23 protein-coding genes are annotated in these 25,117 nt (G+C 50.2%); 21 read left to right on the forward strand and 2 right to left on the reverse strand.

Annotated features, from left to right (window positions below; translation table 11 throughout):
* The first annotated feature begins 195 nt into the window (after nt 1–195).
* The 7 genes from ACFORK_RS05800 (at nt 196) to ACFORK_RS05830 (ending at nt 8,118) form a co-directional block, all read left to right on the forward strand.
* Nucleotides 196–1,029, forward strand: a complete 834-nt coding sequence (locus ACFORK_RS05800) for a sugar phosphate isomerase/epimerase family protein (protein ID WP_379196582.1) — start codon at nt 196–198, stop codon at nt 1,027–1,029.
* Nucleotides 1,019–2,056 (forward strand): Gfo/Idh/MocA family protein, encoded by a 1,038-nt coding sequence (locus ACFORK_RS05805; protein WP_379196584.1) that lies wholly within the window; start codon nt 1,019–1,021, stop codon nt 2,054–2,056. The genes ACFORK_RS05800 and ACFORK_RS05805 overlap by 11 nt, the downstream gene beginning before the upstream one ends.
* Nucleotides 2,053–4,326: an FAD-dependent oxidoreductase gene (locus tag ACFORK_RS05810; RefSeq protein ID WP_379196586.1), complete on the forward strand. Its 2,274-nt coding sequence runs from the start codon at nt 2,053–2,055 to the stop codon at nt 4,324–4,326. The genes ACFORK_RS05805 and ACFORK_RS05810 overlap by 4 nt, the downstream gene beginning before the upstream one ends.
* 152 nt (nt 4,327–4,478) lie before the next feature.
* Entirely contained in the window at nt 4,479–5,285 is an 807-nt protein-coding gene (locus tag ACFORK_RS05815; RefSeq protein ID WP_379196588.1) for a transporter substrate-binding domain-containing protein, read from the forward strand.
* 18 nt (nt 5,286–5,303) lie between these two features.
* Nucleotides 5,304–5,981, forward strand: coding sequence for an amino acid ABC transporter permease (locus ACFORK_RS05820; RefSeq protein ID WP_066362325.1), 678 nt, complete (start codon nt 5,304–5,306; stop codon nt 5,979–5,981).
* 23 nt (nt 5,982–6,004) lie between these two features.
* On the forward strand, nt 6,005–6,766 hold the full coding sequence (locus tag ACFORK_RS05825; protein ID WP_379196591.1) for an amino acid ABC transporter ATP-binding protein: 762 nt from the start codon (nt 6,005–6,007) through the stop codon (nt 6,764–6,766).
* A 26-nt stretch (nt 6,767–6,792) separates the two neighbouring features.
* Nucleotides 6,793–8,118, forward strand: coding sequence for an LLM class flavin-dependent oxidoreductase (locus tag ACFORK_RS05830; RefSeq protein ID WP_379196593.1), 1,326 nt, complete (start codon nt 6,793–6,795; stop codon nt 8,116–8,118).
* Between the two features lie 23 nt (nt 8,119–8,141).
* Here the strand turns inward: ACFORK_RS05830 and ACFORK_RS05835 are convergent, their stop codons facing one another.
* A complete protein-coding gene (locus ACFORK_RS05835) occupies nt 8,142–8,585 on the reverse strand; it encodes a copper amine oxidase N-terminal domain-containing protein (RefSeq protein WP_379196595.1) in 444 nt (147 codons plus the stop codon).
* Between the two features lie 376 nt (nt 8,586–8,961).
* The gene (locus ACFORK_RS05840; RefSeq protein ID WP_379197128.1) at nt 8,962–9,627 is read right to left on the reverse strand and encodes a DUF1232 domain-containing protein; all 666 of its coding nucleotides are present in this window, start codon (nt 9,625–9,627) and stop codon (nt 8,962–8,964) included.
* Nucleotides 9,628–9,764: 137 nt separating this feature from the next.
* Here ACFORK_RS05840 and ytaF point away from each other — a divergent pair, with 137 nt between their 5' ends.
* From ytaF to ACFORK_RS05910, 14 genes are all read left to right on the forward strand, one after another.
* Nucleotides 9,765–10,409, forward strand: coding sequence for a sporulation membrane protein YtaF (gene ytaF / locus ACFORK_RS05845; protein WP_379196597.1), 645 nt, complete (start codon nt 9,765–9,767; stop codon nt 10,407–10,409).
* A 201-nt stretch (nt 10,410–10,610) separates the two neighbouring features.
* Nucleotides 10,611–11,618 (forward strand): zinc-dependent alcohol dehydrogenase, encoded by a 1,008-nt coding sequence (locus tag ACFORK_RS05850; protein ID WP_379196599.1) that lies wholly within the window; start codon nt 10,611–10,613, stop codon nt 11,616–11,618.
* 13 nt (nt 11,619–11,631) lie between these two features.
* On the forward strand, nt 11,632–12,465 hold the full coding sequence (locus ACFORK_RS05855; RefSeq protein WP_379196601.1) for a sugar phosphate isomerase/epimerase family protein: 834 nt from the start codon (nt 11,632–11,634) through the stop codon (nt 12,463–12,465).
* A 77-nt stretch (nt 12,466–12,542) separates the two neighbouring features.
* The gene (locus tag ACFORK_RS05860; RefSeq protein ID WP_379196603.1) at nt 12,543–13,379 is read left to right on the forward strand and encodes a sugar phosphate isomerase/epimerase family protein; all 837 of its coding nucleotides are present in this window, start codon (nt 12,543–12,545) and stop codon (nt 13,377–13,379) included.
* Between the two features lie 46 nt (nt 13,380–13,425).
* Complete coding sequence (locus tag ACFORK_RS05865) at nt 13,426–14,313, forward strand: AraC family transcriptional regulator (RefSeq protein WP_379196605.1); 888 nt, start codon at nt 13,426–13,428, stop codon at nt 14,311–14,313.
* A 108-nt stretch (nt 14,314–14,421) separates the two neighbouring features.
* Nucleotides 14,422–15,360 carry an ABC transporter ATP-binding protein gene (locus ACFORK_RS05870; RefSeq protein ID WP_379196608.1) on the forward strand — a complete coding sequence of 313 codons (939 nt, stop codon included), beginning with the start codon at nt 14,422–14,424 and terminating at the stop codon, nt 15,358–15,360.
* Between the two features lie 28 nt (nt 15,361–15,388).
* A complete protein-coding gene (locus tag ACFORK_RS05875; RefSeq protein WP_379197130.1) occupies nt 15,389–16,123 on the forward strand; it encodes an ABC transporter permease in 735 nt (244 codons plus the stop codon).
* Entirely contained in the window at nt 16,117–17,082 is a 966-nt protein-coding gene (locus ACFORK_RS05880; protein WP_379196610.1) for an ABC transporter permease, read from the forward strand. The genes ACFORK_RS05875 and ACFORK_RS05880 overlap by 7 nt, the downstream gene beginning before the upstream one ends.
* Nucleotides 17,083–17,151: 69 nt before the next feature.
* Nucleotides 17,152–19,761 carry a winged helix-turn-helix domain-containing protein gene (locus ACFORK_RS05885; protein WP_379196612.1) on the forward strand — a complete coding sequence of 870 codons (2,610 nt, stop codon included), beginning with the start codon at nt 17,152–17,154 and terminating at the stop codon, nt 19,759–19,761.
* A gap of 66 nt (nt 19,762–19,827) precedes the next feature.
* Entirely contained in the window at nt 19,828–20,610 is a 783-nt protein-coding gene (locus ACFORK_RS05890) for an SDR family NAD(P)-dependent oxidoreductase (RefSeq protein WP_379196614.1), read from the forward strand.
* Nucleotides 20,611–20,803: 193 nt separating this feature from the next.
* Complete coding sequence (locus ACFORK_RS05895; protein ID WP_379196616.1) at nt 20,804–21,643, forward strand: DegV family protein; 840 nt, start codon at nt 20,804–20,806, stop codon at nt 21,641–21,643.
* Between the two features lie 229 nt (nt 21,644–21,872).
* Complete coding sequence (locus ACFORK_RS05900) at nt 21,873–22,580, forward strand: response regulator transcription factor (RefSeq protein ID WP_379196618.1); 708 nt, start codon at nt 21,873–21,875, stop codon at nt 22,578–22,580.
* Nucleotides 22,581–22,635: 55 nt separating this feature from the next.
* Nucleotides 22,636–23,979: a sensor histidine kinase gene (locus ACFORK_RS05905; RefSeq protein WP_379196620.1), complete on the forward strand. Its 1,344-nt coding sequence runs from the start codon at nt 22,636–22,638 to the stop codon at nt 23,977–23,979.
* Between the two features lie 26 nt (nt 23,980–24,005).
* Entirely contained in the window at nt 24,006–25,115 is a 1,110-nt protein-coding gene (locus ACFORK_RS05910) for an AI-2E family transporter (RefSeq protein WP_379196622.1), read from the forward strand.
* The last annotated feature ends 2 nt before the right edge of the window (nt 25,116–25,117 follow it).

A 25,117-nucleotide genomic window follows, 5' to 3' on the forward strand; every position in this document is an offset into this window, starting at 1 on the left:
GCTGTTAGATTGCCTGGGAAATAGACACCGGCGGCCGCCTGAGGCCATACTGCTCAGCGCCGGTGATTTTGCTGTGCGCAAAATTAGGAGTAACGTGCATTTTCTCAAGAAACGAGTGGTAGATGATCGGGCAGGTGGCTTCTGCATTAATTAGGTTACAGTCATTTTATAAAAGTACACACAAGGGGGACTGGCATGAAATACGCATTTAACACGGCATCCGCCCCACAGCTTTCGTTGACGGAGCTGTTAGAGGTGGCGCGTAACTTCGGGTATCACGGCTTGGAAATTCGCAGTGGCGTTGGTCATGCTCATGGCATTGAGGTGACGGCTAGCAGAGAGACGCGCTTAGCACTCCGTCAAGAAGCAGCTAGAAGTGGCATCGCACTGACAGCTCTAGGCATTTCCTCCCGATTTACAACGGCTACGGATGCTGAGAAGCAAATAGCAGCTGCATCAGAGGCTATTACGCTGGCAAAGGATGTGGGCATTCCGTTTGTCCGGTTGTTTTGCGGCCGACTCGCTGCAGAAGATTCTAGAGAGGTCGCCACGAATAGAGTGATTGCGGCTCTTGGCCAGCTTGCGCCGATTGCACAAAGAGAAGGGATCACGCTGTTGTTAGAAACACATGATGATTGGTCGGCCCCGCATACACTCGCAGAACTGCTGGGAAGAGTGAATCTTCCGGCCTTAGGCGTATTGTGGGATGTGCTGCATACGCAGCATGAAGGTAATGCTTCTCCGGCAGAAGTAGCTCAGATACTTGGCCCCCATATTAAGCATGTGCATGTGCACGATGGTGCTGCTGGTCCGAAACGGGAGAACGGGCATCCGCAGTACCTGGCCATCGGCAGCGGGGACATTGATCACGCGGAGGTCATTCATGCTCTGCAAGCAATCGGCTATACCGATTATTTAAGCGGGGAATGGTTCCAATGGGAGCCGTATGACATCCATTTGCCGCGGGAGATCAAAGCCTTGAAGCGTGCAGAGCAATTAGCGAAGGAGTGGACAGGTAGTGACGTTTAAAATTTGTGTTGTCGGATGCGGCAGCATTGCCTGGCGAGGACATGGACCAGCCTACCGGCGTTATGTGGCGGAGCATCCGGATACGGAGCTTGTCGCCTGTGTAGATGCTGACCCAGTAAAGGCTGCCGCGTTCGCTGCAGAATTCGGCTTTACCCGGACGTATACCCAAGTGGAAGAAGCGCTGGAGAAAGAGCGTCCTGACGTGGTTTGTCTGCTGGTGCCGGCGCCGCACATTGCAGGTCTGGCGGTTTCGATCTTGGAGCGAGGATATCCACTGCTGCTGGAGAAGCCTCCGGGCGTGTCAAAGGAGGAAGCGTTGCAAATTGCTGCAGCGGCGCAGCGGCCTGACGGGTCTGAGATTCCGAATCGGGTAGCTTTTAACAGACGGTATATGCCGCTTGTCATTCAAGCTCGCAGTCAATTGGAGGAATGGAGTGCTGCTGGTCGTCTTCATCATATTGCATACGATATCAGCAGAGTTGGGCGGACGGACGATGAGGATGCGTCAGTTACGGTTATTCATGGTATAGATGCACTGCGCGAGTTGGTTGGCTCTGACTATAGCAATATTCGTCTGCGGTACAGGAAGCTTCCGCATCTGGGGGCGGGTGTAACTAATGTTGCGCTTGAAGGGGAGTTTTTGTCCGGAATCACATTCAATCTAAACTATTATCCCGTTGCGGGAGCAGTGTATGAGCGTGTGGAGGTTTCAGGTGAGGGAGTCTCTCTCCGGCTAAAGCTTCCTTTTTGGACATCACATGATTCGCCTGGCAGTGCCGAGCTTTGGTCTAGTAATCATCGAACAGCCAGTTGGGCTGGTGCTGCGACAGCGGGAAGCGAAGAGCCTTATGTGGTTAACGGATTTTATGAGGAAAATGCTGGATTCTTTAATGAACTTCGTGCCGGTCTTCAGACCACCGGCGGAATTACAACAGCCATTCAATCCGTGGAAGTGGCAGAGGCGGTTTCTAGAAGGGCAACCCTTTATGGGAGTACATCGGAAGAAGGGAGTGAAGGGGAAAGATGAGCAGCAAATCAGCATCATACGACGTAGTCGTTATTGGCGGTGGCTTGGCTGGCCTTAGTGCAGCAATAGCTGCGGCACGCGAGGGAGCCGTAACTGCACTGCTGCAGGACCGTCCTGTCCTCGGTGGCAACAGCTCGTCGGAGATTCGCGTGACTCCACACGGTGCCGGACGATTCCATGCTTACGCGCGCGAAACAGGCATTCTTACGGAGCTTGCGGGAGCGGATCGGGCGAATAATCATGAGCAATTCCACAATAATGGTTGGACGAACAGCGTATGGGATATGACGCTGTATGATTTGGCGGTAAGGACAGATAATCTGACTGTTTATTTGAACACCACGGTGCAGCAAGTGCACAGACATGGAGAGCGGCAGATTACCGCTGTAACCGGTCATATTCTTGGCGCTGAGACAGACCTGCGAATTGAAGGGAAGGTCTTTATCGATTGTACCGGGGATGGCACAATTGCAGCACTGGCAGGCAACGAATGGCGGATGGGCTCAGAGAGTCGAGACGAATACGGAGAGCTGCATGCACCGGAGATGGCAAGCAGTGATACGATGGGCAGCTCCATTCATTTTCGCGCTCGTGATACGGGCCGGCCAGCACCGTTTCACGCGCCTTCATGGGCGGCTTCCTATGACGACCCGGCCTTCTTCTATGGGCATAACCGTAAGCCTTATGACATTCGGGCCGGCTACTGGTGGTTCGAGCTCGGTACGCCTTGGGATACGATCCATGATGCGGAGACCATTCGCCATGAGCTTACGCGCCACGTTCTCGGGGTGTGGGATTGGATTAAAAATAAGGACCCTCTGACACGAGACAAAGCGGCGAATTATGCGCTGGATTGGATCGGTCAAGTGCCGGGGAAGCGGGAAAGCCGCCGTATTATTGGACGTTATCTAATGACCGAGCACGATGTGCAGCAGGAAGTAGCCTTTCCCGATGAGGTCGCTTTCGGGGGCTGGTATCTGGATTTACATATCCCGGGAGGACTGCTTGCGCCGACAAGCGAGCTGCCGGGGGCGGGAGAAATTATCAGTCCTTATGGTATCCCGCTGCGTATTCTGATTGCGAAGGACATCGACAATCTGATGATGGCAGGGCGGAATGTAAGTGTAACGCATGCTGCTCTTGGGACGGTTCGCGTGATGTCGACGACGGCGATTATGGGGCAAGCCGCTGGAACGACAGCCGCCATCGCACTGCAGCAAGGCATTGCTATTCCGGATATACCGACTACGGCCATTGCCAAGGTACAGCAAACGTTGCTGCGTAGAGGCTGCTTCCTGCCGAATGTAACGAACGCTGATCCGCTTGATCTCGCTCGCAGTGCAGAAGTCACTGCCAGTAGTGAAGATTTTTTGACGACGGTTGAGCCAGGTCCTGATGCCGATTCGCTCGACATTCGCCGCAGCCAATGGGTACCCGTGTGCGGTCTGCTAGAGCAAGTCGATATGTGGATTGCTAATTCTACGGATCAGCCGCAAACGTTCTCGGTAGAACTGCATCGTACCGAGCACATCTGGGATTACAGCGTGAACGGCAGTCATAATGGAGCCACGGATAAGAGGGATACCGTTTCAGCAACGAGTGTTCTGGCCTTCGCTCAATTGACAGTTCCCGCTGCGTATACCGGCTGGGTGCAGTGGCAGGTACAGCTGGATAAAAGAGCTGAAGAAGCCTTTCCGCAGGACGGTTATATGCGTCTTGATGCTTTTGGAGCGAAGGAATTGTCCTGGCATCGCGCAGCAAGTGTGCATCAAGGGCTGCCTTCAGCAAGCGAATTGGAATCTGGCCGTCTGCGGAGTCATGAGGATGGGCGAACGATGAGCTTGCGAGTAACTCCGCCACAGGCAGTGTTTGGCCCAGAAAGAACGACTAGTGGAACGTCTAGGCCGCATCGAACGACCAATTTGTGGCGCTCAGCGCCAGGGCAGTGTCTCCCGCAGTCACTTGAACTGCGTTGGAGCAAACCTCAACAGATCGGAACGGTGGAGCTAACTTTCCCTGGCCATCTGCTGCAGGACCTTAATCGATACCCTGCCTTTTTCCGCGAACCGAACTGTCCACGGGATTATAGCATCGAAGCGTGGGATGGCGAAGGGTGGCGGATAGCCATGGAAATAACCGATAATTACCAACGGCATGTTTCGCATTGCTTGTCTGAACCATTGTTAGCCGAGCGAATTCGAGTGGTTGTACATGCCACGAATGGGAGTACGGAAGCTTCGATTTACGAGATTCGTTGCTACGAAATATAACTGTATTGTGATCTAATGCAAGTAGATTGGCATCCTTTTAAAACCAACTATACAGATTGTATAACTGTGTAATATGATGTGTGCATGCGAGAGGCCGCGCACAACTAAATAGCCAAGGGGCGAGTGAAATGTTCAAAATAAAAAGCTTATCTATGATTACAGTATTAACTCTGACGTTAATCGCGTCAGGATGCTCAAACAATAAAGGCAATGAATCTGCTGCAGCTCCTTCTACTAACCCACCGGCTGCCAAGCAGACTTCGCTGGACAAGCTGAAGGAGAAAGGCGAGTTTGTTATCGCTACTACGGGTACTTATCCACCCTATGCTTTCCACGAGGAGGGCAATGATCGTCCGTTAACCGGCTTTGATATCGAACTGCTTACGGAGGTTTGGAATCGTGTCGAAGGTGTGAAGCCGGTGTTCAAGGAAGCGGAGTGGGACGGAATGCTGGCTGGTCTGGACGCAGGACGCTTCGATTCCATTCATCAAATCGGAGTAACCGACGAACGCAAGGAGAAGTACGATTTTACCGACCCATATCTGATCTCGTATCCGACGCTTATTGTGCTGGATGAGACGAAAGACATCAATAGTTTCGAGGATCTGAAGGGTAAAAAGGTTTACGGCTCTAATACGAGCATTTACGGTAAACTGGCCGAATCCTATGGGGCTCAGCTTGTGCCGGAAGGCGAAAGTCTTGAGCTGCTGAAGAATAAGCGGGTTGACGCTATTATCTTCAACAATTTGTATTTCATTGAACTTAAGAAAAGCCGTCCGGATCTGAAGCTGCGAGCCGCAGCTGAGGCAGATACTCAAGAAATTGTTGCACTGCCACTGGTTAAGGGCGGGGACGGAACTGTCACTGCGGCATTTAACGAGGCGTTGAAGAGCGTGAAGGAGGATGGCACTTACGAGAAGCTGTCCGTCAAATGGTTCGGAGAAAATGTACTGAAATAGGATGGAGGGAGAAACGACATGAGTCAGGAGCGCGCGGAAAGATTGTGGGATGTTTTTCTCCACTCGTTGTGGCCGCTGCTGCAGGGGATGCTTAAATATACGATACCGTTGTCCATCCTTTCGTTCGGGCTTTCGCTGATTTTTGCACTGCTGATCGCTTTGGCAGGGTTGTCACATAAACCCTATTTGCGGATGCCATCACGGTTCTATGTGTGGATTATCCGGGGCACACCAATCCTTGTCCAATTGTTCATTATCTTTTATGGGCTACCGAGTTTTGGCATCATTCTACCTGCATTTCCCACGGTTGTCATCGCTCTTACGGTGTCGGAAGCAGCTTATTGCTCTGAAATTATGCGTTCGACGATCAAATCACTGCCCCAGGGGCAATGGAGAGCAGGGTATTCTCTTGGGATGACGCCCTTCCAGGTGTTAAGGCGTGTAATCTTGCCGCAAGCGGCGCGGATCAGCATCCCGCCGCTCGGCAGTCAGTTCATCAGCTTGTTTAAAACCTCCTCACTGGCTGCACTCGTCACCTTACCCGATTTGTTTGGCGTAGCTAAGCAAATTGCTGCGTCCACGTTTGAACCGATGCTGCTCTACATTGTGGCCGCCGGATATTATTTGGCGATTTGCTCTGTACTCACGATTTTTCAACATCGGCTGGAGAACAAATTCGGAAAGTATTCGCTTTAAATGAGGAGAAGGAGGCGGCGAACATGTTAACGATCTCGCAATTGCGTAAAAGCTTCGGTCCGACAGAAGTTCTTCGGGGGATCGACTTGCATATCGCAAAAGGACAGACAACCATTGTCATCGGTCCTTCCGGATCAGGGAAATCGACTTTGCTCAACTGCGTGAATTTGCTGGAAATACCTGATGCCGGCATGATCGAACTGGATGGATTGTCAATGTCCTTTGGAGATGGAGGCAAGAAGAAAATACGCGAGTTGACCAGTTATCGGCAAAAGACCGGCATGGTGTTCCAAAGCCATCAATTGTTTCCACACCGCACAGCATTGGAGAATGTCATTGAGGGGCTAATCGTAGTCAAACGATGGAACTCTGTTGATGCTATACGGCGTGGGAAATTATTGCTGAACAAGGTCGGCCTTGGCGAGTTCGCGGACCGTTTTCCAGCGCAGCTATCAGGCGGCCAGCAGCAACGGGTCGGTATTGCGCGAGCGTTAGCGATGGAGCCGGCCATCCTGCTGTTCGATGAGCCAACGTCTGCGCTCGATCCTGAACTGGTAGGTGAAGTGCTGCTCGTCATGAAGGAACTGACCCAGGAAGGGATGACGCTTGTCGTCGCGACACATGAGATGAATTTTGCCAGAGAGGTCGGGGACCGTGTTATTTTTATGGAGAAGGGCATTATTTCTGACGATGGGACACCGAAGCATATTTTCGAAGACAGCCGTAATGAGCGGGTAAGGCAGTTCTTAAGTCGCTTCGATACAGGCAGTATGAGTACCAGATAGAAGTAACTGAAAGGGTGATGGTCGACATGACGACAAACCGCAGACAAATTAAACTAGGTGCGATGATCCATGGTGTTGGATCAAGTGTAAGCGCATGGCGGCATCCCGAGGTCAGGTCGGACGCGAGCATTGCCTTCGACTTCTACCGTGAACAGGCGCTGATTGCGGAGGCTGGCAAGCTGGATCTTGTTTTTATCGCGGATGTCCTACATATAAACGAGAAATCGACTCCGCACTATGCCAATCACTTGGAGCCTTTGACGCTGTTGTCTGCGCTGGGACACGCCACCTCGCGTATTGGTCTGGTCGGCACATTATCCACGACATACAGCGATCCCTATACAAGTGCACGACAGCTTGCTTCTATCGACCATATTAGCGGCGGACGAGCGGGCTGGAATGTAGTGACGACGGGTATGAGTGCGGCAGCGCTTAATTTCAGCAAATCAGAGGAAGATCATCCTGAGCATGACACGCGTTATCGTATAGCCAGTGAGTATTTGTCTGTTGCTCGCGGCTTATGGGATTCATGGGAAGATGACGCCTTTGTGAGGGACAAAGATAGCGGAGTCTTTTTTGATCCAAATAAGCTACACAGTCTAGATCACCGGGGCGAATTTTTCTCTGTGAAGGGACCGCTGAATATTGCCCGATCACGCCAGGGTCATCCGGTTATTTTTCAAGCGGGCTCTTCTGCGGATGGGCAGGATTTCTCCGCCGTTCACTCTGATGCGGTCATGACCGGTATTAGCAATTTGGAGGAAGCAAGGAAGTATTATAAGGATCTGAAGCGAAAAGTTGGTGAAGCCGGACGTGATCCGTCTGAATTGATCATTATGCCGAGCGCCAATATTGTTATAGGTCGAACAAGGGAAGAGGCTGAGGAGAAGTATGCCAAGACCGCTTCAATAAAATCATTTGACCAGTCGCTGCGATATTTCGCACAGTTTTTCGATTTCCACGATTTCACGCAGTATCCGCTAGATGAACCGTTCCCTGATGTAGGTACACTTGGCAGCAAAAGCTTTCAAAGCTTTACCGATCGCATCAAGCGAAAAGCACGCGAGCGTGGTTTGACTCTACGCCAGACTGTGCTGGCATTTGCCGAGCCAAAGTCGACTTTCTTCGGATCACCGCTAGAAGTAGCAGATCGGATGCAGGAATGGTTCGAAACAGGAGCGGCGGATGGGTTTATTCTGCACAGTGAAGTACCAGGCACATTGGCTGATGTCACGGAGCTGCTTGTGCCGGAGCTGCAGAAGCGCGGATTGTTTCGGTTAGATTATGAGAGCGATACACTGAGGGGCCATCTTGGTCTGCAGATCCCGAAAAACCGGTATGCGCAGGATTGATGGTGTGAAGCAGGTAAAGGGATTCACTCGGGAAAATTGATGTAGACGGAGGCATCATTATCTGTTTTTGACCATGAGACCGTTGCTCCCAATGCCTCGGATATAAATCTTAAGTTTACGTAAAATATATTACTACTTGGTTCAAGTGACGGTGCTTGGTTTAAGGGTACTATTTTGCCATTAAAATATGCTTCATATGAATTATGTGTCAATTTAATTGTGTTTTCGCCCTTCTGTGCAGTTACAGTTTTGGTTAAATTGTCCCATTCAACCGTCATTCCATACTTTTCAAAGATTGGGCGCATAGGAACAAGCGTAGTACCAAGCCAAGTTATATTAGCATAGATATCCATTTTTTCATTGTTGATATAAATATTAGGATGTTCCCGAGATGCAAAAGCACTATTTACTCCAACTGCCATTGAAATAATTGCCGCACACAAAAATATCTTCAGTATTCTTTTCATAATTTCCTCCTCAAAATAATAGACAATGGATACTGAAAACTTCCATTGTCTATTATTTTATTTGTGATTGTCGCTATTTACAATAATTGCAACAGAAGTGTTGATATTAAAAGTTACATTAGAGTGAACATTTTGAGGAGATGATAACGCACCGCTACTAAGTGGCGTTCCATTAACCTGTACGTTCGCAAAAGTGGTTTGATTTTTGCCTGTATTATCACTACTAACAACTGTAGATAACAGTTTCCATCTGCTAATTGAAGAAACTCAAACTGCAAAAGCAGACGAAAAACCAAAAGGCCGTCACCCCAGCAGAGACGCTGCACAGGGGGACGGCTTTTTTACAGATAACACTGGCATAAGTATCGCATTCCCCCTATATCCCCGACCGACTCCGTAACGCCAGCAGTCGCTCCATCACAATCTGCACAGCGATAGCATCGTCCAGGTAGCCCAGCGGGAATACATAGTCCGGAATGATGTCAGTCGCCGAAACAAAATAAAACAATCCGCTTCCCAGAATAGCGCGTTCCTCTGAGGGGAGGTCGGTGCTGCTGTAGAGCTCATACATGCGGTGCAGTTCTTCAATGAACGGTCCAGCACCGTTGACGCTTTTTACTTTGTCCGGGAAGTCGCTATGAATCTTTCGCGCACCTTCTTCGGTGAGGACATAAGGTTCGTATTTACTGAGTTCTCGCTGAACCAGCTCTGCAGTAAAATGATGATCGATCAGGTTGAAGGCCTGCAGGGTTTCCTTGATGCTGGTGATAGAGGAATGAATGTCGGAGGTCGGAACAGCGGGAGTGGGCACAGCAGCGCCATAGCCGGCGGCATGAAATAGGTGGGCGAGGGGAACGTCCAGATGCAGAGCGAACGCTTGCAGATGCTCAGGTTTGGGGCGCTGTTTGCCATTCACGATGCGGGAGATCGTGGCGGTATCCATGCCGGTCAAGGTGCTCAGTTTGCGCATGGAGAGCCTGCGCTCTTTGAGTACAGTTGTCAGTATCTCCCCAAGATCAGGGCTTCTCTTCTCATCAGACATGTGCATTTCACCTCCTATTCATTGTGGTGTTAAAATCAAATGTTGAGGAATTCTCAACAATTTAATTTGGGACGCGCACCATTTTGACAGTACCTCAATAGTATGACTGTAAACAGAAACAAGGAGTGAACAAAACCATGGTCGCGTGGCTTCTTATTGCCGGCTTTGCCCTCTCATCCAGTCTGGATAATTTAGGTGTTGGAATATCTTATGGGATTCGTGGCATCCGTATTAACCCTTTCTCAAATTTAATCATTGCGGTGATCTGCTTCATCCTCAGTATGGTCGGCATTCTCTCCGGCCAATGGATGGCGAAGGTGTTGCCTGGTGTAATGCCCGTTGTGATCGGCGCCCTGCTGCTGATTATCATCGGGGTGCGGATCATTCTGCTGGCGGCGCCGCGTAAGAAGCGTGAAGGTATTCAGGAGAGTGAAGGAGCTCGCGAGGAAGGGGGTGGATCGCTGACCGGGATTCTACAAAATCCAGAACTGGTCGATAAAGATAACTCCGGCTCAATCGGCATTCTGGAAGCGATGGTACTGGGGGTGGCCTTGGCGGCAAATGCAGTCACGAACGGCGTAGGCGCAGGGTTGATCGGACTGTCTCCGCTGGCGATTTCTTTAACGGCGGCCATCGGGAGTTATGTGACGGTATGGCTCGGTGTAGTGCTCGGGCGAAAGCTGTCTGGCGTGCGGATCGGTTCATTTACCTTAGGGCAGTTCAGTACCGTATTAAGTGGGATTATCATTATTTTGATTGCATGTAATTCATTTTTTGATTAAACGGCGCATCGCTCAGAACGAAGCCGTCTCGCCACTGTAAGCAGTGGAGGGACGGCTTTTTGGCTGGGGATTGCAGGGACGGAGAGCGGGTTTGTCGCCATCGTAGTTTTAGACAAAAAATCATGCCTTCAGGTAAAGACAATTTACTCAAAAAACCATACATTTAAAGGGATCAATGATCCTGAAGGAGTGACTACACAAATGAGAAATAGGAAAATTATGTTCGTTAGCCCAAATCAAGTAGAAACGGTGGAAGAGGAGTTTACAGCTCCAAGTCTTGGGGAAAATGAAGTTCTGGTTCAATTAATATATTCTTTGATTAGCCCAGGAACGGAGCTGGCAATGCTGGCAGGCACAGAGTGGTGGGCCCAGCTCCCGCTTAACCCAGGTTATGCCAGTGTTAGCCGAATCGTTGAAGCCGGTGCAGGCGTTAAGGATTTGAAAGTTGGAGATGCTGTTTTCCACTATGGCAGTCATAGCGAATACCAGGTGCTGGAGGTTAAAGAGGTTGTACTGAAGGTACCGGATGGACTGGATCTCAGATGGGTTCCTTTCACTCGGATGGCTACTGTGGCCTTCACTTCGGTTCGCGTGTCGAACATTGAGCTTGGCGACAAGGTAAGTGTATCTGGTCTTGGATTGGTCGGCAATCTGGCCGCTCAATTGGCCCGCCTGCAGGGTGCAACAGTGATCGGGGTGGATCTGTCCCAAGAACGACTCAAGACAGCAAGTGTGTGTGGTGTAGATCACGCGCTGGATGGTAGCAGCGGTAAAGTAAAAGAAGAATTGATGGAGCTTACGGGCGGTCAGGGTGTATCCACTCATATCGAAGCCACCGGGATCTCCAAGGTTGCAGTGGATAGTCTGGAGTATATCAGCAGCCAGGGAGAGATCATTCTGCTGGGTAGTCCGCGTGGAGAGTACAACACAGATCTTACGGATGTACTCAACTACTGCCATCTGTATAACCGTGGCTGCATTACGTTCAAAGGTGCGCATGAGTGGCGTTACCCTACAGAACCAAATCAGTTCTTGAAGCACTCGCTGGTGCGCAATTCGAAGATTGTCTTCGAACTGATGCTGCAAAACCGTCTGCAAATCGAGCCGCTGATCAGCCATGTGATCAAGCCAGAGCAAGCTAGTGAAGCTTATGCAGGACTAAGAAACAATAAAGACCAATACAACGGCGTACTGTTCGACTGGGCCTAAGGAGGACAAAGACATGTTAAGAGGACTAACTACGGCGGGTCTCGGCTCGTTTGCGTCGATTGAAGAGTATATCAGAGGGGCGGCTGAGTTTGGCTTTCAGGCAGTGGATCTTAATCCGCTAGAGCTGATTCAGGAGCTTGGACAAGATAAAGCATTAGAACTGCTGGAAAGCACCGGGGTTACGATCGGTTCCTTCAGCCTGGATGTGGATTGGCGGAGCACGGAAGAGAACTTCCGGGCAGGATTGGAACAGCTTGTGCGGGTGGCAGAAGCTGCGGCTGCTCTGAATTGTAAAGCGTGTTGTACGTACATTCTACCTTCTACCGACCTGCCAGCGGCTCCGTTCATGATTGCTGCTACGCGTCGTTTGAGATTGTGCGCGGACATTTTGGGGGCGTATGGTATCTCGCTGGGTCTGGAGTTTGTCGGCAGTCAACATCTGCGTACACAGTGGGCTAATCCGTTCATCTGGACGATGGATGATACCCTCGAGTGGATGGAGGCCATCAATTCCCGTAATGTCGGACTGCTGCTCGATTCCTATCACTGGTATACGAACGAGCTGGCATTGGACGACCTACTGAAGCTCAAACCAGAGCAAATTACACATGTTCATATCAATGATGCCAAGGAACTTCCAATCCCTGAACTTCAAGATGGTGACCGTCTGTATCCTGGAGAAGGTGTGATCGATCTTGCTGGTTTCTTGGGAACGCTAGCAAAAATCGGCTATCACGGTGTTGTGGCTCAGGAAGTGCTGGCCCCAGGTAGCGGACAGACTTCGCAAGAATTGCTGGCTCGCTCCAAAGCAGGATTTGATAAAGTGTTCGCCCCACTAGGGCTATAAGCTTACAGTTAATTGCAGAGTAACAGGCGGGGTTAGCGTACGGGTACGTGAAGCCCTGCCAATAAGGAGACCTATTCATGACTGAATTCAGAGGAAAAATCGCTGCCCATGCCATCACTTGGGGCCAGAATCATCTTGAGGCCTTAACAGAGATTGGTCAGCTTGGTTTTCGCGGGATTGAACCGTGGGCGTCCTTTGCGCTCCAGTACGAAGACAACCCAGAACAGTTCAAGGAACTGCTGGCTGGACATGGAGTAGAGATCACGGGATTGTACGGCGGGATGCCGGACGGGCAGCATCGGCGTTTTGGTAACTTGGAGGACCGAGAGGACATCATTGCTCATAATGTGCGGTTGGCTCAGCTTCTCGCAAAATTAGGTGCTGAGATTCTCGTGCTGGGTCCCGGCGGAACAAGAGAGCAGCCGAGTACGCTCGAAGAACTCAAAATCGCAGCGGGAACAATCAATGAACTGGCTAAGCAGACGAAAGCGCTGGGAGTAAAGTCTTGTCTGCATCCTCACCTCTGGACGGAAGTTCAGGATCAGCATGAACTGGTGACGTTGATGGATCTGACCGATCCGGAATTCGTCTATCTGGCGCCGGATTCTGCTCATCTGCAGGGAGCGGGTATGGACCCGGCAGCGATCATCAGAACCTACCGTGACAGAGTGGCCTACGTCCACCTCAAAGACCTGACGAAGAAGTCGGAAGGCATCAATGAGAACGAACCGTTCTTTTGCGAGCTGGGCAGAGGGGCAGTCAACTTGCGTGAGGTCTTCGCGGCACTGGAAGAGATTGGGTACACTGGTTGGGTAACGCTTGAAGTGGACGAAACGACGAATACCCCGTATGATAGCATGAAGACCTGCCGTGACTATGTTGAGAAGGAATTACAGATTCCGATCAGAGCCTAAATTCGTTGCAGGATAGAGACATCGTAGAGAGAAGGGGGCTGCAGCCGTGGATCAATCTTGGATGAATACGATTTCCCCATATGTCAGAGCCGCAAGAATTCAGAATTCCTCTTCACTGGCCGGAGAGTGGATGGACCCGGACCATGTGTACACTTATATTGATCAGGGTGAGGCTGAGTTCTTTCTGAATGGTGTGAAATATTTGGTTAAGGAAGGGGATGTGCTGCTGATGCATCCCTTCATGCCTCATATCATCAGGTCATCCTCGGCGCTTCCGCTGGTGCAGTACATTCTTCACTTTGATCTCTATTATGACGAGCATAGAAGTGCGGGCCATCCTGAAGCGATGAAGCCAAGAGAGAAGGAGATGGAGCTGGCTTCTATCGCACCGGTATCCCGTTTACCTCTGGCCGACCGGATGGATATGAAGAAGAAATTCCTCATGCTGCAAAAAGAACTGAGCGATCCGTCACCGGCCAGTCCGTTGCTGCTTAAATCCATCTGTCTGGAGCTGCTCTACACGTTTATGAAGAGCCACTCGCTTCCCGGTGAGACGGAGGGCAAGTTAACCAAAGGCTGGCCGCTGCTGGAAGAGGCTATTCATTATATTCATGAGCATTATCATGACCCTCAGCTTAGTAATGAAAGCATAGGCAAGCATGCGGGAGTAACCGCGAATCATCTGTCCTATTTGTTCAAAAGCCAGCTTGGCATCACGATTCATAACTATCTGAAGCATGTCCGTATTGAACAGGCGAAGCTGCGAATTCTGCGAGGACGGCAGAATTTGACCGAGATCGCGGAGGAGACCGGGTTCTCCAGCATTCATCTGTTCAGCCGTATCTTCAAGAATTCGGTAGGCGTCATGCCCAGTAAATATGCAGCTGCACAGTCGGCGCTGAACAAGCAAGATCTCCTCAGCCGCCCGATGTAGCGGTCCCTCATCCTCATGAAGGATGAAAAATCAACCTTTCACTCAACCGGAAGGTTGATTTTTTTATGCCTGCTTTAAGCTAGGATAGGGTTCAGGAGATGATAAAAAATGGAAAATTTACTGAGTGTAAAACACCTAAAAAAAAGCTTCAAAGACCACGAAGTCTTGAAAGGCATCAGCTTCGAGGTGGTACGCGGAGAAATCCTGTGTTTCCTGGGACCCAACGGGGCGGGAAAGAGCACAACGATCAACATCCTGACAGCTGCACTGTCGAGCGATAGCGGAGAACTCTTTTATAAAGGGCATGCCCTTAGCAAGGTGTTGCGTGGATACAAAAAGAAGCTCGGCGTGGTTCCTCAGGACATCGCATTGTATGAAGAGCTATCAGCTGAGCGCAACATCCGTTTTTTCGCCGGCTTGTACGGTCTTCGTGGTCAAGAGCTAAATCGGGCTACAGATGAGGCGCTGGCTTTAGCTGGACTTGCCGACCGCCGTCATGACAAGGTGAAGACGTTCTCGGGTGGCATGAAGCGCAGACTTAATATTGCGTGTGCCATCGCCCACAACCCAGAGCTGGTAATCATGGATGAGCCTACGGTCGGAATCGATCCCCAGTCGCGCAATCACATTCTGAACAACATTCAGCAGCTGCGCGATAGCGGGATGACCGTTCTATATACGACTCATTATATGGAGGAGGTCGAGGCGATTTCATCGCGGATTATCATCATGGATCATGGTGCGATTATCGCCGAGGGTACGAAAGAGGCGCTCAAGGCAGAAATTCAGGAAGAGAAGCGCTATATCATTGAGATAGAAACGGATAAGCCAATCGAGGAGACGGCTTTCTACAGCATCACTGGTGTGAAGTCAGTCCAGATCAACGGCGCGCAGCTTGAAGTGACCTGTCTCAAAGATATAGAGAACCTGGACCGGATTATTGCGCTTCTCACGGACAGTGGGATTAGAATCCGTAATGTGGCCAGCGAGACGGCCAGCCTTGAGACAGTATTTCTCAAACTGACCGGCCGCAAGCTGCGCGATTAAGGGAGGGAGAGCATTTATGAGCGGGTTTATGCATATTTGCCGAATGGACTTCAAGAATATGATCAAGAGTCCGGTGCTGATCGGCTTTAACACCCTTTTTTTCATACTAATCGTTCTGATTATGGGCTTTCTGAATAGCGGCGCGTACCAGCACGCTTCCGATGCCTACCTTTACTACACGATCACCATTCTGGGGTACGGGATCCTGAACGGGGCAATGACGGCAACCAACATTTTTATGGAACGGGATATCAAAAAAGCGAATCTGCGCATCATTCATTCCCCGGTAGGCAGCTTTCCGATCTATTTTTCCAAAATCGTCACGTCGTGGATCTTCAATTATCTCTGTCATCTGTCGGTACTGGTTCTGCTTGTGCTCTTGCTCCATTTGGATTTTGGCGGTACACATGCGGGCTACCTGCTTCTGCTGATGGTGCCGATTGAATTCGCCGCATGCGCACTGGGCGTACTGTTCTGCTGTGTGTTCAAGGCGGAAGAAGGTGCCAGTACGCTGCTCAGCAACGTGGTTGCGATTTTCGCTTTTCTGGGCGGTACATTCTTCTCTTGGGATGGGATGGGCGGAACGATGGCACTGATCTCCAGGCTCTCTCCTATAAAATGGTTGAACGATACGTTCTTCTCCATCATTGTTGACGGGAATCTAACCTCCTTCTTACCAGTGCTGGGCGTCAGTATACTGATTTCTGTGCTACTGGTCTGGGGCTGTGTGAAGCTGTTCCGAACGGAGGATTATGTATGCTGACCATTCTAAAAAATAACTATTCCCGGATGCTCGCCCGTCTGCCACTGGTAGTGATTATGACGGTGTTGATGCTGGGCATGATTTCGCTCGCCGTGTATTTCACGGGTCTTCAGCAGGTCAGAGGCCATATTGTTCTGATTAGTGGTGCTGATACGGTACCGATTCATTCAGAACTGCTTAACATCGATATTTTGTCTAAAGAACCGCCGCGCTCCACACTTGTCAAACACCGGTATGATGCCATTGTCAAGGAGAATGGAAACGGGCAGTACGATATTACTACGCTTAAAAATGATGAATACCAAGCCATGTTGACGAACCTGCTCCAGCATCCCGAGGGTCCTGCACCAGTGCTAAAAGGGGATCGGGGAGTGGGGAGCAATATCATCGGTTTTCTAATGCTATTTTTGCTGATGAGCACGTTTATGAATCTGTTTACTTTTTCAGAGGATCGGGAGAAGGGGGAGCTTAAACGCGTTATCCTGTCACCAGTCTCCTTGATCGGCTATCTGGCTGCGCACATTCTTTACTGCATGTCCATGTTTCTACCTTTATTTTTGGCACTTGTTGTTATGAAGCTGTCGGGGCTCGCCATTGGCTTCACACTTGTGCAGTATGCTTTGCTGCTACTCGTTATTAGCGCCTTGGGCGTCTCTATCGCCTTGCTACTGTATACTCTCTTTGACAAACCGGATAATGCCTCGATGCTGGGCAACAGTGTACTGGCACTATCAACGATTCTGTCGGGAAGCTTCTATTCTTTTAGTCAAAATAACCCTGTTCTGGACACCATCGTGTCCGTTCTACCGCAAAAGCAAATCCTTAACGCAGCCGTGAATTTGGAACAACCGACCGCCGGGTTCCAGCTCTGGCCCTGGTTGTATCCGATCCTGTTGATTGGCTTGCTTCTGAGCTTCACGATCTTCAAGCTGAATAGACAATATGTTCAAAAAAGCTGATCCAGTATTGCCAAAATTACCCTCATCCACCTACAATCAGACTACATCACTAACGTTCGGGAGGATGAGATGAAACAGATAAAGGTTCAAGATTCCCTACTGCTGTCAACCAAGCTCAAACGGCCGAATCCGCGCAAAAATTATATTCCCAGACATGACTTGTTCGCCCGGCTGGAGCGTTCCGCCGAAGCGGGTGTTGTTTACGTGATGGGCGGGGCAGGCATGGGGAAAACGACGCTAGTTTCTTCTTTTCTCCAGGAGAGCGGATACTCACATACGGCCTGGCTTTCCCTTGATGAAGCCAATGATCATATCGTCTCGTTCTGGCATTATTTTATTGCTGCTGTAGGTCCGTTTTTGGGAGAGGCAAGGGAAGATATTCTGGCGCTCTTGCAGACAAGTGCCGATACAGCCCGTATGGAGCTGCTGCTTACGCATGTCATTAATGTGCTGTGCAGTGAGCAGGACTATTATGTCGTCATTGACGATATTCACTGTATAAGCAATCCGCAGCTGATAGATAGCATCGATTATTTTTTGAAGGCGATGCCGGACAATCTGCATCTCTTCCTGCTTTCCCGTGAGCACCCTAGGTTCTATCTTGGCGAGCAGGCGGTGTCGGGACAACTGCTGTTTATTGACGGGGATCAGCTTCGTTTCACGGAGGCAGAGGGGCTGCAATTTCTTAAAGAGACGCTACGGCTTGACGCGAGCGATGAAACGCTGGCGCAGATGAATACGTTCGCGGAGGGCTGGATTGGCGGGCTGCAGCTTGTCGCCGCAGCGGGGGGGAGTTATCGGGAAGGGCTGCGGGCAGTAGGGGGCGGCATTACCGCGGATTACCTGACTCGGGAAATTTTCAATCAACGAAGTGAGACAGAACGCCGATTTTTGACTCTGACTGGCATTTTATCGTATGTAGATGAAGAACTGAGCACAGCGCTTATGCCGGAGGCAGATTTTCAGACCATGATAAATACGCTGATGGGCCGGAATTTGTTCATAGTCTGCGTTGATGAAGAGCGGGGCATCTATCGTTACCACAATATCCTCGGGGAATATCTGCTGCAGCAGTTCAGAACGATTCCGCCACCCGAACAGAGGGTCTATTGGCAGTGTGCTGCACGTGTCTTGGCAGAGCGGGGCGAGGAGGAAGAGGGACTTCGTCATTTGTTTGCTGCCCACGATTATGCAGGGATAAGGGCACTGCTGCGGAAGATGAAGGAAAGTGTGGAGACGTGGATCTATATCGACAAGCTTCCTTTACCTGAACTAATGCCGGATATTAACCTCGCCATGCAATGCCTGGTGTATAATATCGGCAGCCTTCAGTTTGCACGCGCTCATGAGATTGGAAGGGCACTGGAAACTTACTATAAGGACAATGAGGTGCTGCAAGGAGTATATAATTTATACCCCTACATTAACGATACAGGGGCAGCTATGGAACTCCCCGCGCCACTCAGCCTGGAACAGGTTGAAGGGCTTGGCCTAAGTCCGGTCACAGAGTCACTGCTCTTAATCGAGAGCGCGAATATCAGCCTGAGTCAAAAACGTTATCAAGAGTGCGACCTGTTTGCCCAGCGAGCACTGAACAAGATACGGGGCGCCAATATCTGCATGGACTACTTGGGCTTGTCGTCCCGGGCGCAGCTGATGGAGGAGACGGGCAGGCTGAATGAAAGTCTGGCAACATATGAACAAATGGAGACCCTGCTGAAATCTTCTACGATAATGGATATCCTGGGCTACAATTATTATGTCAGCAGTCTCGGCGTATATCACAAGCGGATGGATCAGGAGCGTGCGCTTCAGGCACTTGAGACGATCGAGCAAATGCTGAACAACGGGTCTGTACCACCCTTTATGGTATCGATGGGATACGAATACCATGTGGCAGAGTATGCACTGTTGTTCGGGAATGTTGGTGAAGGTGTAGACACGGTCTATCGTATGGCTAAAGGCTTCTTTGCAGATAATCACCTGGGGCTTGATCGTCTGTTGTACAGTGTTCATTTAATACAGACACTCTCTCCGTCAGTAGCCGAACAGTTCATGCAGGAATTCAGACAGCAGGCAGAAGATCAGAATACGTTAGTCTCGCAGCTGTTGTATGCCAGCCTATTGGGTGCTCAGGAGCAGTTCGAACCCGCGCTGGGATTAACGGAACGGGTATTGGCTTTCTCGCGGAGCCATCAGAACCGGCTGCGCCTTGTGGAAGCCAACCTTCTGAAGATCCGCCTGCTGATTACCAAAGGCACTGTGCGGGATAAAGAGATTAACGACAGCTTACGCGAGGCGCTGCATTACGGGTATGAGAATGCCATCCTGCAGCCGTTCTATCTGGAACGTTCGGTAATCACACCGCTGCTTGAAACCTATTTCGCTGCTGCTGCAGATCAGCTCAGTGATGGTGAGCGTGAATATCTGCAGGCTGCGCTGAGTTTTACCGCGCGTCAGCCTCTACGAGCGAAGAAGGAGAAAGGACTGCTTAGTGATAGAGAGCATGAGGTGCTGTTCGAACTGGCGCAAGGCTATACCAACCCGGAAATTGCGGAGCGTTTGAGTATCTCTCTGGCCACGGTTAAGACGCATATCATTAATATTTATGGCAAGCTTGCCGTCTCTTCCCGCGTTGCAGCTGTGGAAGCGGCCCGTACGAGGGGGCTGCTTCTATAATTCTCCATCAATATGGTAAACTGTTCTTATTCAAGACACTAACTATAGGTGAGGAGGCAGCTTAAGATGGACTTGGGATTGAAGGATAAGATTGCGCTAATTACGGGTGGAAGCAAGGGGATTGGACTAGAGACGGCGATTACGCTAGCGGCGGAAGGGGCCAAGGTAGCGATTGTGGCCCGGAATTTGGAGTCGCTTCAGGCGGCAGCGGAGCGGATCAAGGAAGTGACCGGGGCAGAGGCGTTGATCCTCTCCGCCGATGTCGCGGTGGAGGCAGAGGCGCGCGGCGCAGTGGAACAAGCAGCGCGGCATTTCGGCGGACTCGACATTCTGATCAACAATGCCGGGACGTCGGCGGCGAAGCCGTTCGAAGAGGTCACAAGCGAGAGCTGGCATAGTGACCTCGATCTGAAGCTGCTGGGGTCGGTGAATACCGCCAAGGCAGCGGTACCGCATCTGCGCCAGCGCGGAGGCGGCGCGATCCTGAATGTGACGGCGATCAAGGGCAAGACGCCGTCCGCTTCGTCTCTGCCGACCTCGGTTAGCCGGGCGGCAGGCCTTGCGCTCACGAAGGCGATGAGCAAGGATCTGGCCGGGGACAATATCCGCGTCAACGCGGTGTGCATCGGCCTGATCCGCAGCGACCAGATCGAGCGTAAGTGGAAGTCTGTCGCTCCTGAGCAGAGCTGGGAGGAATTTGCTTCGAGTCCGAGCCATGGCATTCCGCTGGGACGGATTGGCCAGACGGAAGAGGCCGCAAAGGTTATAGCTTTCTTGGTCTCCGGTGCAGCTTCTTATGTAACAGGAACCGCCGTGAATATTGACGGTGGCTCATCGGCAGTGTTGTAGAGAAACGGACGTAATGGGTGGATTCGACACCATATGATTATGAAAAGAGCAATTTTTCAGGCCGCTTGGCCTAGAAATTGCTCTTTTTTGCGTATAAGCACAAAAAAATACGTTTGACAAGTGATAAACTGAACTATTTTACCTGGTAAGTGTCACTTATAATAAACACGATAATGAAAGGAGAGTACCCTTTATGCCCATCAAGATTATCACTGACAGCGGTTCCGATCTGCCTCTTGATTACATTGACAAGTACGATATTTCCGTGATCCAACTGCCGGTTCACTTCGGACATGAAGCCATGCCGGAAGGAGCAGAAGTAGCGGAATTCTACGAGAGAATGCGCAATTCCAAGGAACTGCCAACGACAGCTAGTCCGAGTCCGATGGATTTTCTGGAAGCGTTTAAGAAAGTGGAGGAAGGCACCGATATCATGGTCATCTGCATGTCCTCTAATATCAGCAGCACGTATCAGACTGCCGTAATTGCCAAGGAGATGTATGAGGATGAAGGGTATCCGAATGCTATTGAAGTTATAGATTCGAAGAGCTTCTCCGGGGGACTCAACGTCGTTCTGGCCCAAGCGGGGAAATGGTCACAATCTTATACCACCTTACAGGATCTGAAGGAAAAGGTTGTTCAGCAGAGCGAAGAAGTTAACGCCCTGTTCACACTGGACACGCTCGAGAATGTAATTAAGGGTGGACGGCTCAATCGACTGTCCGGCGCAGTAGCGTCTGTGCTGAACATCAAGCTCTTGCTCAAGATCGGGGATGACGGCACGGTAGAGGTGGTCGAGAAGACGCGCGGTCTTCCGAAAGCGCTAAACCAGCTGCTGGCCCGGCTTGAAGAGAAGCAGCATGATTACGAGAAGGGAGTCCTTGCGATTGTTCACAGTAATTGTGAGAAGCTGGCTCTTGAGATCAAGGAACGAATTCTGGAGCGCCACCCCTTCAAGGAGGTTGTATTCTCTTGTATGGGACCTGTGATGGGGACCTATGCCGGTGAAGGCGGAATCGGGGTTGCTTTTTAAATAAAAGAACAATATGAACAATCGTACATGGGGATAATATCCTGTGTACGATTTTTTGCTACAATCGTGGAATGTTAATAATTTAGCTAATCTTTAGATTCCGTTTAGATGAGATTTAGAATGGCAGGATATAGTTAAGGTGCCAGGGTCCTGCATTTTAGAGATATACCCAAGAGACCGATCTGGCCGGGATTACTATACAGATATAGATACATAAAGGGGGATCAACGTGTATACCATTCTGATTGCCGACGACGAGACAGAGATCGTGGAATTACTGCAGCTCTATTTGGAGAAGGAGTACAATATTCTGGAGGCACACAGCGGCACACAGGCACTACAGCTGATGCAGTCGAATCACATCGATCTGGCAATACTCGATATTATGATGCCAGGTATGGACGGGTTGCAATTGTTGAAAAGAATTCGTGAAACGCATTTCTTCCCGGTTCTGTTCCTGTCCGCCAAGAGCCAATACCATGACAAGATTCTCGGCCTTGAACTGGGCGCCGATGATTATATTGCCAAGCCCTTCAATCCTCTGGAAATTGTCGCCCGGGTGGGTGCGCTGCTGCGCCGGGTGAATCATTTTGACGCCCCACCCGCAGAGGAGAAGAAACCGAACGAACGGATTGAGCTCGGTAGTCTTGTACTGGATCGCAGCGAATGCGTGCTTTACCGCTCTGGGGAGAAGGTCGCCTTGACCTCGACCGAATATAAGATCCTTGAGCTGCTGATGGAACAACCAGGACGCGTATTTACCCGCAAAAAGATATATGAGGCCGTATGGGAAGATTTCTATGTGTATGAGGATAACAGCATCATGGTGCATATCAGTAACATTCGTGACAAAATCGAACGCGATTCCAAAAAACCGGAGTATTTGAAGACGATTCGCGGATTGGGGTACAAATTTGAAGCGCCCGTGGAAAACTAGAGATCAGAGACCGCTGCACATTTCCCTTACACTAGACTTCTTGCTATTCAACTGTATGTTGCTGATGCTCGTGCTGGGCGTCTATATTTTCATCAATATTGATGTCACTATTAATTCCGGTAAAAATGTCATCGCCGACGCCAACCTGAAGATAGAAGCCCGTGAATATCGGGGGCAGCCGGCAAACGGGATTGAAAATCGGCGTCTGCTGGAAAGTGGCGGATGGCTGGAGGTCCTTGATAATGATAGGAACGTTGTGAGCACCATTGGTGAGAAAAGAGACGAAGTAACTCAGTATACCGAGGACGGTATTTACGAAGCGCTGGAAAATAGGAAAGATCAGGCCTACTACTACTCCATGGCTCGTATGGATGAGGCGCATCATGAAGCTGGATGGCTGCTGCTCAAAATTCCGCGTGAGCGGGTGAAGATATCCATCAATAGTGATCCGTTGGAGCTTTACCTGAATCAATCGATATCTTTCTATGTCTTTGTCGGTACCGGACTGATCATTCTGCTGACAGTAATCTACAGTTATTGGGTGGCCCGTCGGATCAAGAAGCCGCTGCGTATCATTACCTTGGGACTTAACCAGATGACCGAGGGGAATTACAGCATGCGGATCAAGTTATATGCCGAGAAAGAATTTGCCCGTATCGGTGACACTTTCAACTATATGGCGGGTATGATCGAGAGAACCACACGTGAAAAGGCTCAAGCTGAGGAGAGTAAGCAGCAGCTGATGGTGGACCTGTCCCATGACTTGAAGACACCGATAACGAGCATCCAGGGCTATGCCCAGGCGCTTGTGGAGGGTCGCGGGGAGGACAAGGAGCGGCAGACACGTTATTTGACCTACATTTATAACAAATCGTCACAGGTCACCAAGTTAATCCAGAATACTCTGGAACTGCTGAAGATTGATTCACCGGACTTCCTGCTGCGGGTGGAGCGCCAGGAGCTGGGAGATTTTCTGCGGGAGATTGTAGCGGAGACCTACGGGGAGATTGAGCAAAAGAACTTCGATCTGAAGCTGAATGTTCCTGATCATGAAGTTATGGCCAGTTTTGATGCCGAGCTGCTGTCCCGGGTAATTCATAATCTTATCGCCAACGCTTTGGCTTATAACCCTCCGGGAACAAGGCTGCGTGTTGAGCTGATGCCCTCAGAAGATAAGGTAGCGATTGAGATTGCCGACAACGGTATTGGTATTCCGCAGGAACTGTGGCCGACCATCTTCGATCCGTTTGTCCGTGGGGATGAGGCTCGCACAGCCAGCGGGGGGACTGGACTTGGGCTGTCCATCGCTAAGCGCAATACAGAGAAAATGGGTGGCACACTTCATCTGAGCCGCAAGGGCAAGGATGCGACGATTTTTACAATTGAGATACCTAAATAGAGAATTTAGAGGATTGGAGGGGTATAGTGGCGAAATTGAACGTGTTCATTCGTGTTTGTATTGCTATTCTGCTGGTGCTGGGCATTGTGTATGTCAGCACCTTGGTGGATTTTATTTTCAAACCGGTGCTATCCTTGTTTAGTGTAATTATCATTCCATTGATGCTGGCGGGATTCTTCTATTATCTGCTGCGTCCGCTGATCAATGCCATGGAGAGGCGCAGGATCAATCGATCTATCTCCATACTGATTGTCTATGTAGTGATAGCGCTGCTGCTACTGGTGTTTAGCATTGGTGTATTCCCATCCCTGCGCACACAGCTGGTGAACCTGGTGAATAACGCACCAAGTCTCTTCGCCAACATGAACGAGGAGATTCGCAAGTTAGGGGAGATCAAATGGCTCTCGTCCCTGCTACCGGGAGATTTTAGCCCTCTGACCCAGGTGACAGATTATCTGAACAAAGGCTTCAACTTGTTGACCAACTATGTTTCCGGCCTGTTCTCTTTCGTGTCTAATTTTGCCGTTATTCTATTTACCTTCCCGATCATTCTGTTCTATATGCTCAAGGAAGGTGGCAAGTTCGGACGGAGGATCGTAGGCTTCATGCCGCAGCGTTACAAGGATGTAGGCACAACGATGATGAGTGAGATCGACAGTGCGCTTAGCAACTTTATCGTAGGCAGAGTGCTGGTGAATCTGGCGCTGGGTGTACTTATGTACATCGGTTTTCTGATTATTGGCTTGCCGTATGCGCTGCTGCTTACCCTTATCGCGGTTGTCATGAACTTCGTGCCGTTTATCGGGGCGATCCTGTCGAGTGTGCCGATCTTTATCGTAGGTCTGATTCAGTCGCCGTCAACAGCGATTTGGTCGATTGTGATCATTCTGATTGCTCAGCAGATCCAGGATAACCTGGTTGCGCCGTATATTTTCGGCAAAAAGCTGGATATACACCCGCTTACCACGATTATTCTTGTGCTGGTAGGTGGCGATTTGGGCGGGATACTTGCGATCATTTTAATTATTCCGGTATATCTGATACTTAAGATCATTGCAGTGAAGCTGTACGAAATATTTGTCTTACAACGGAAGACAGTCGTTCCAGATGGGGGACTTTCCGAACCTGCAGAATAGGA

The organism is Paenibacillus sp. GCM10012306 (assembly GCF_042649265.1).
Lineage (GTDB): Bacteria > Bacillota > Bacilli > Paenibacillales > Paenibacillaceae > Paenibacillus_AQ.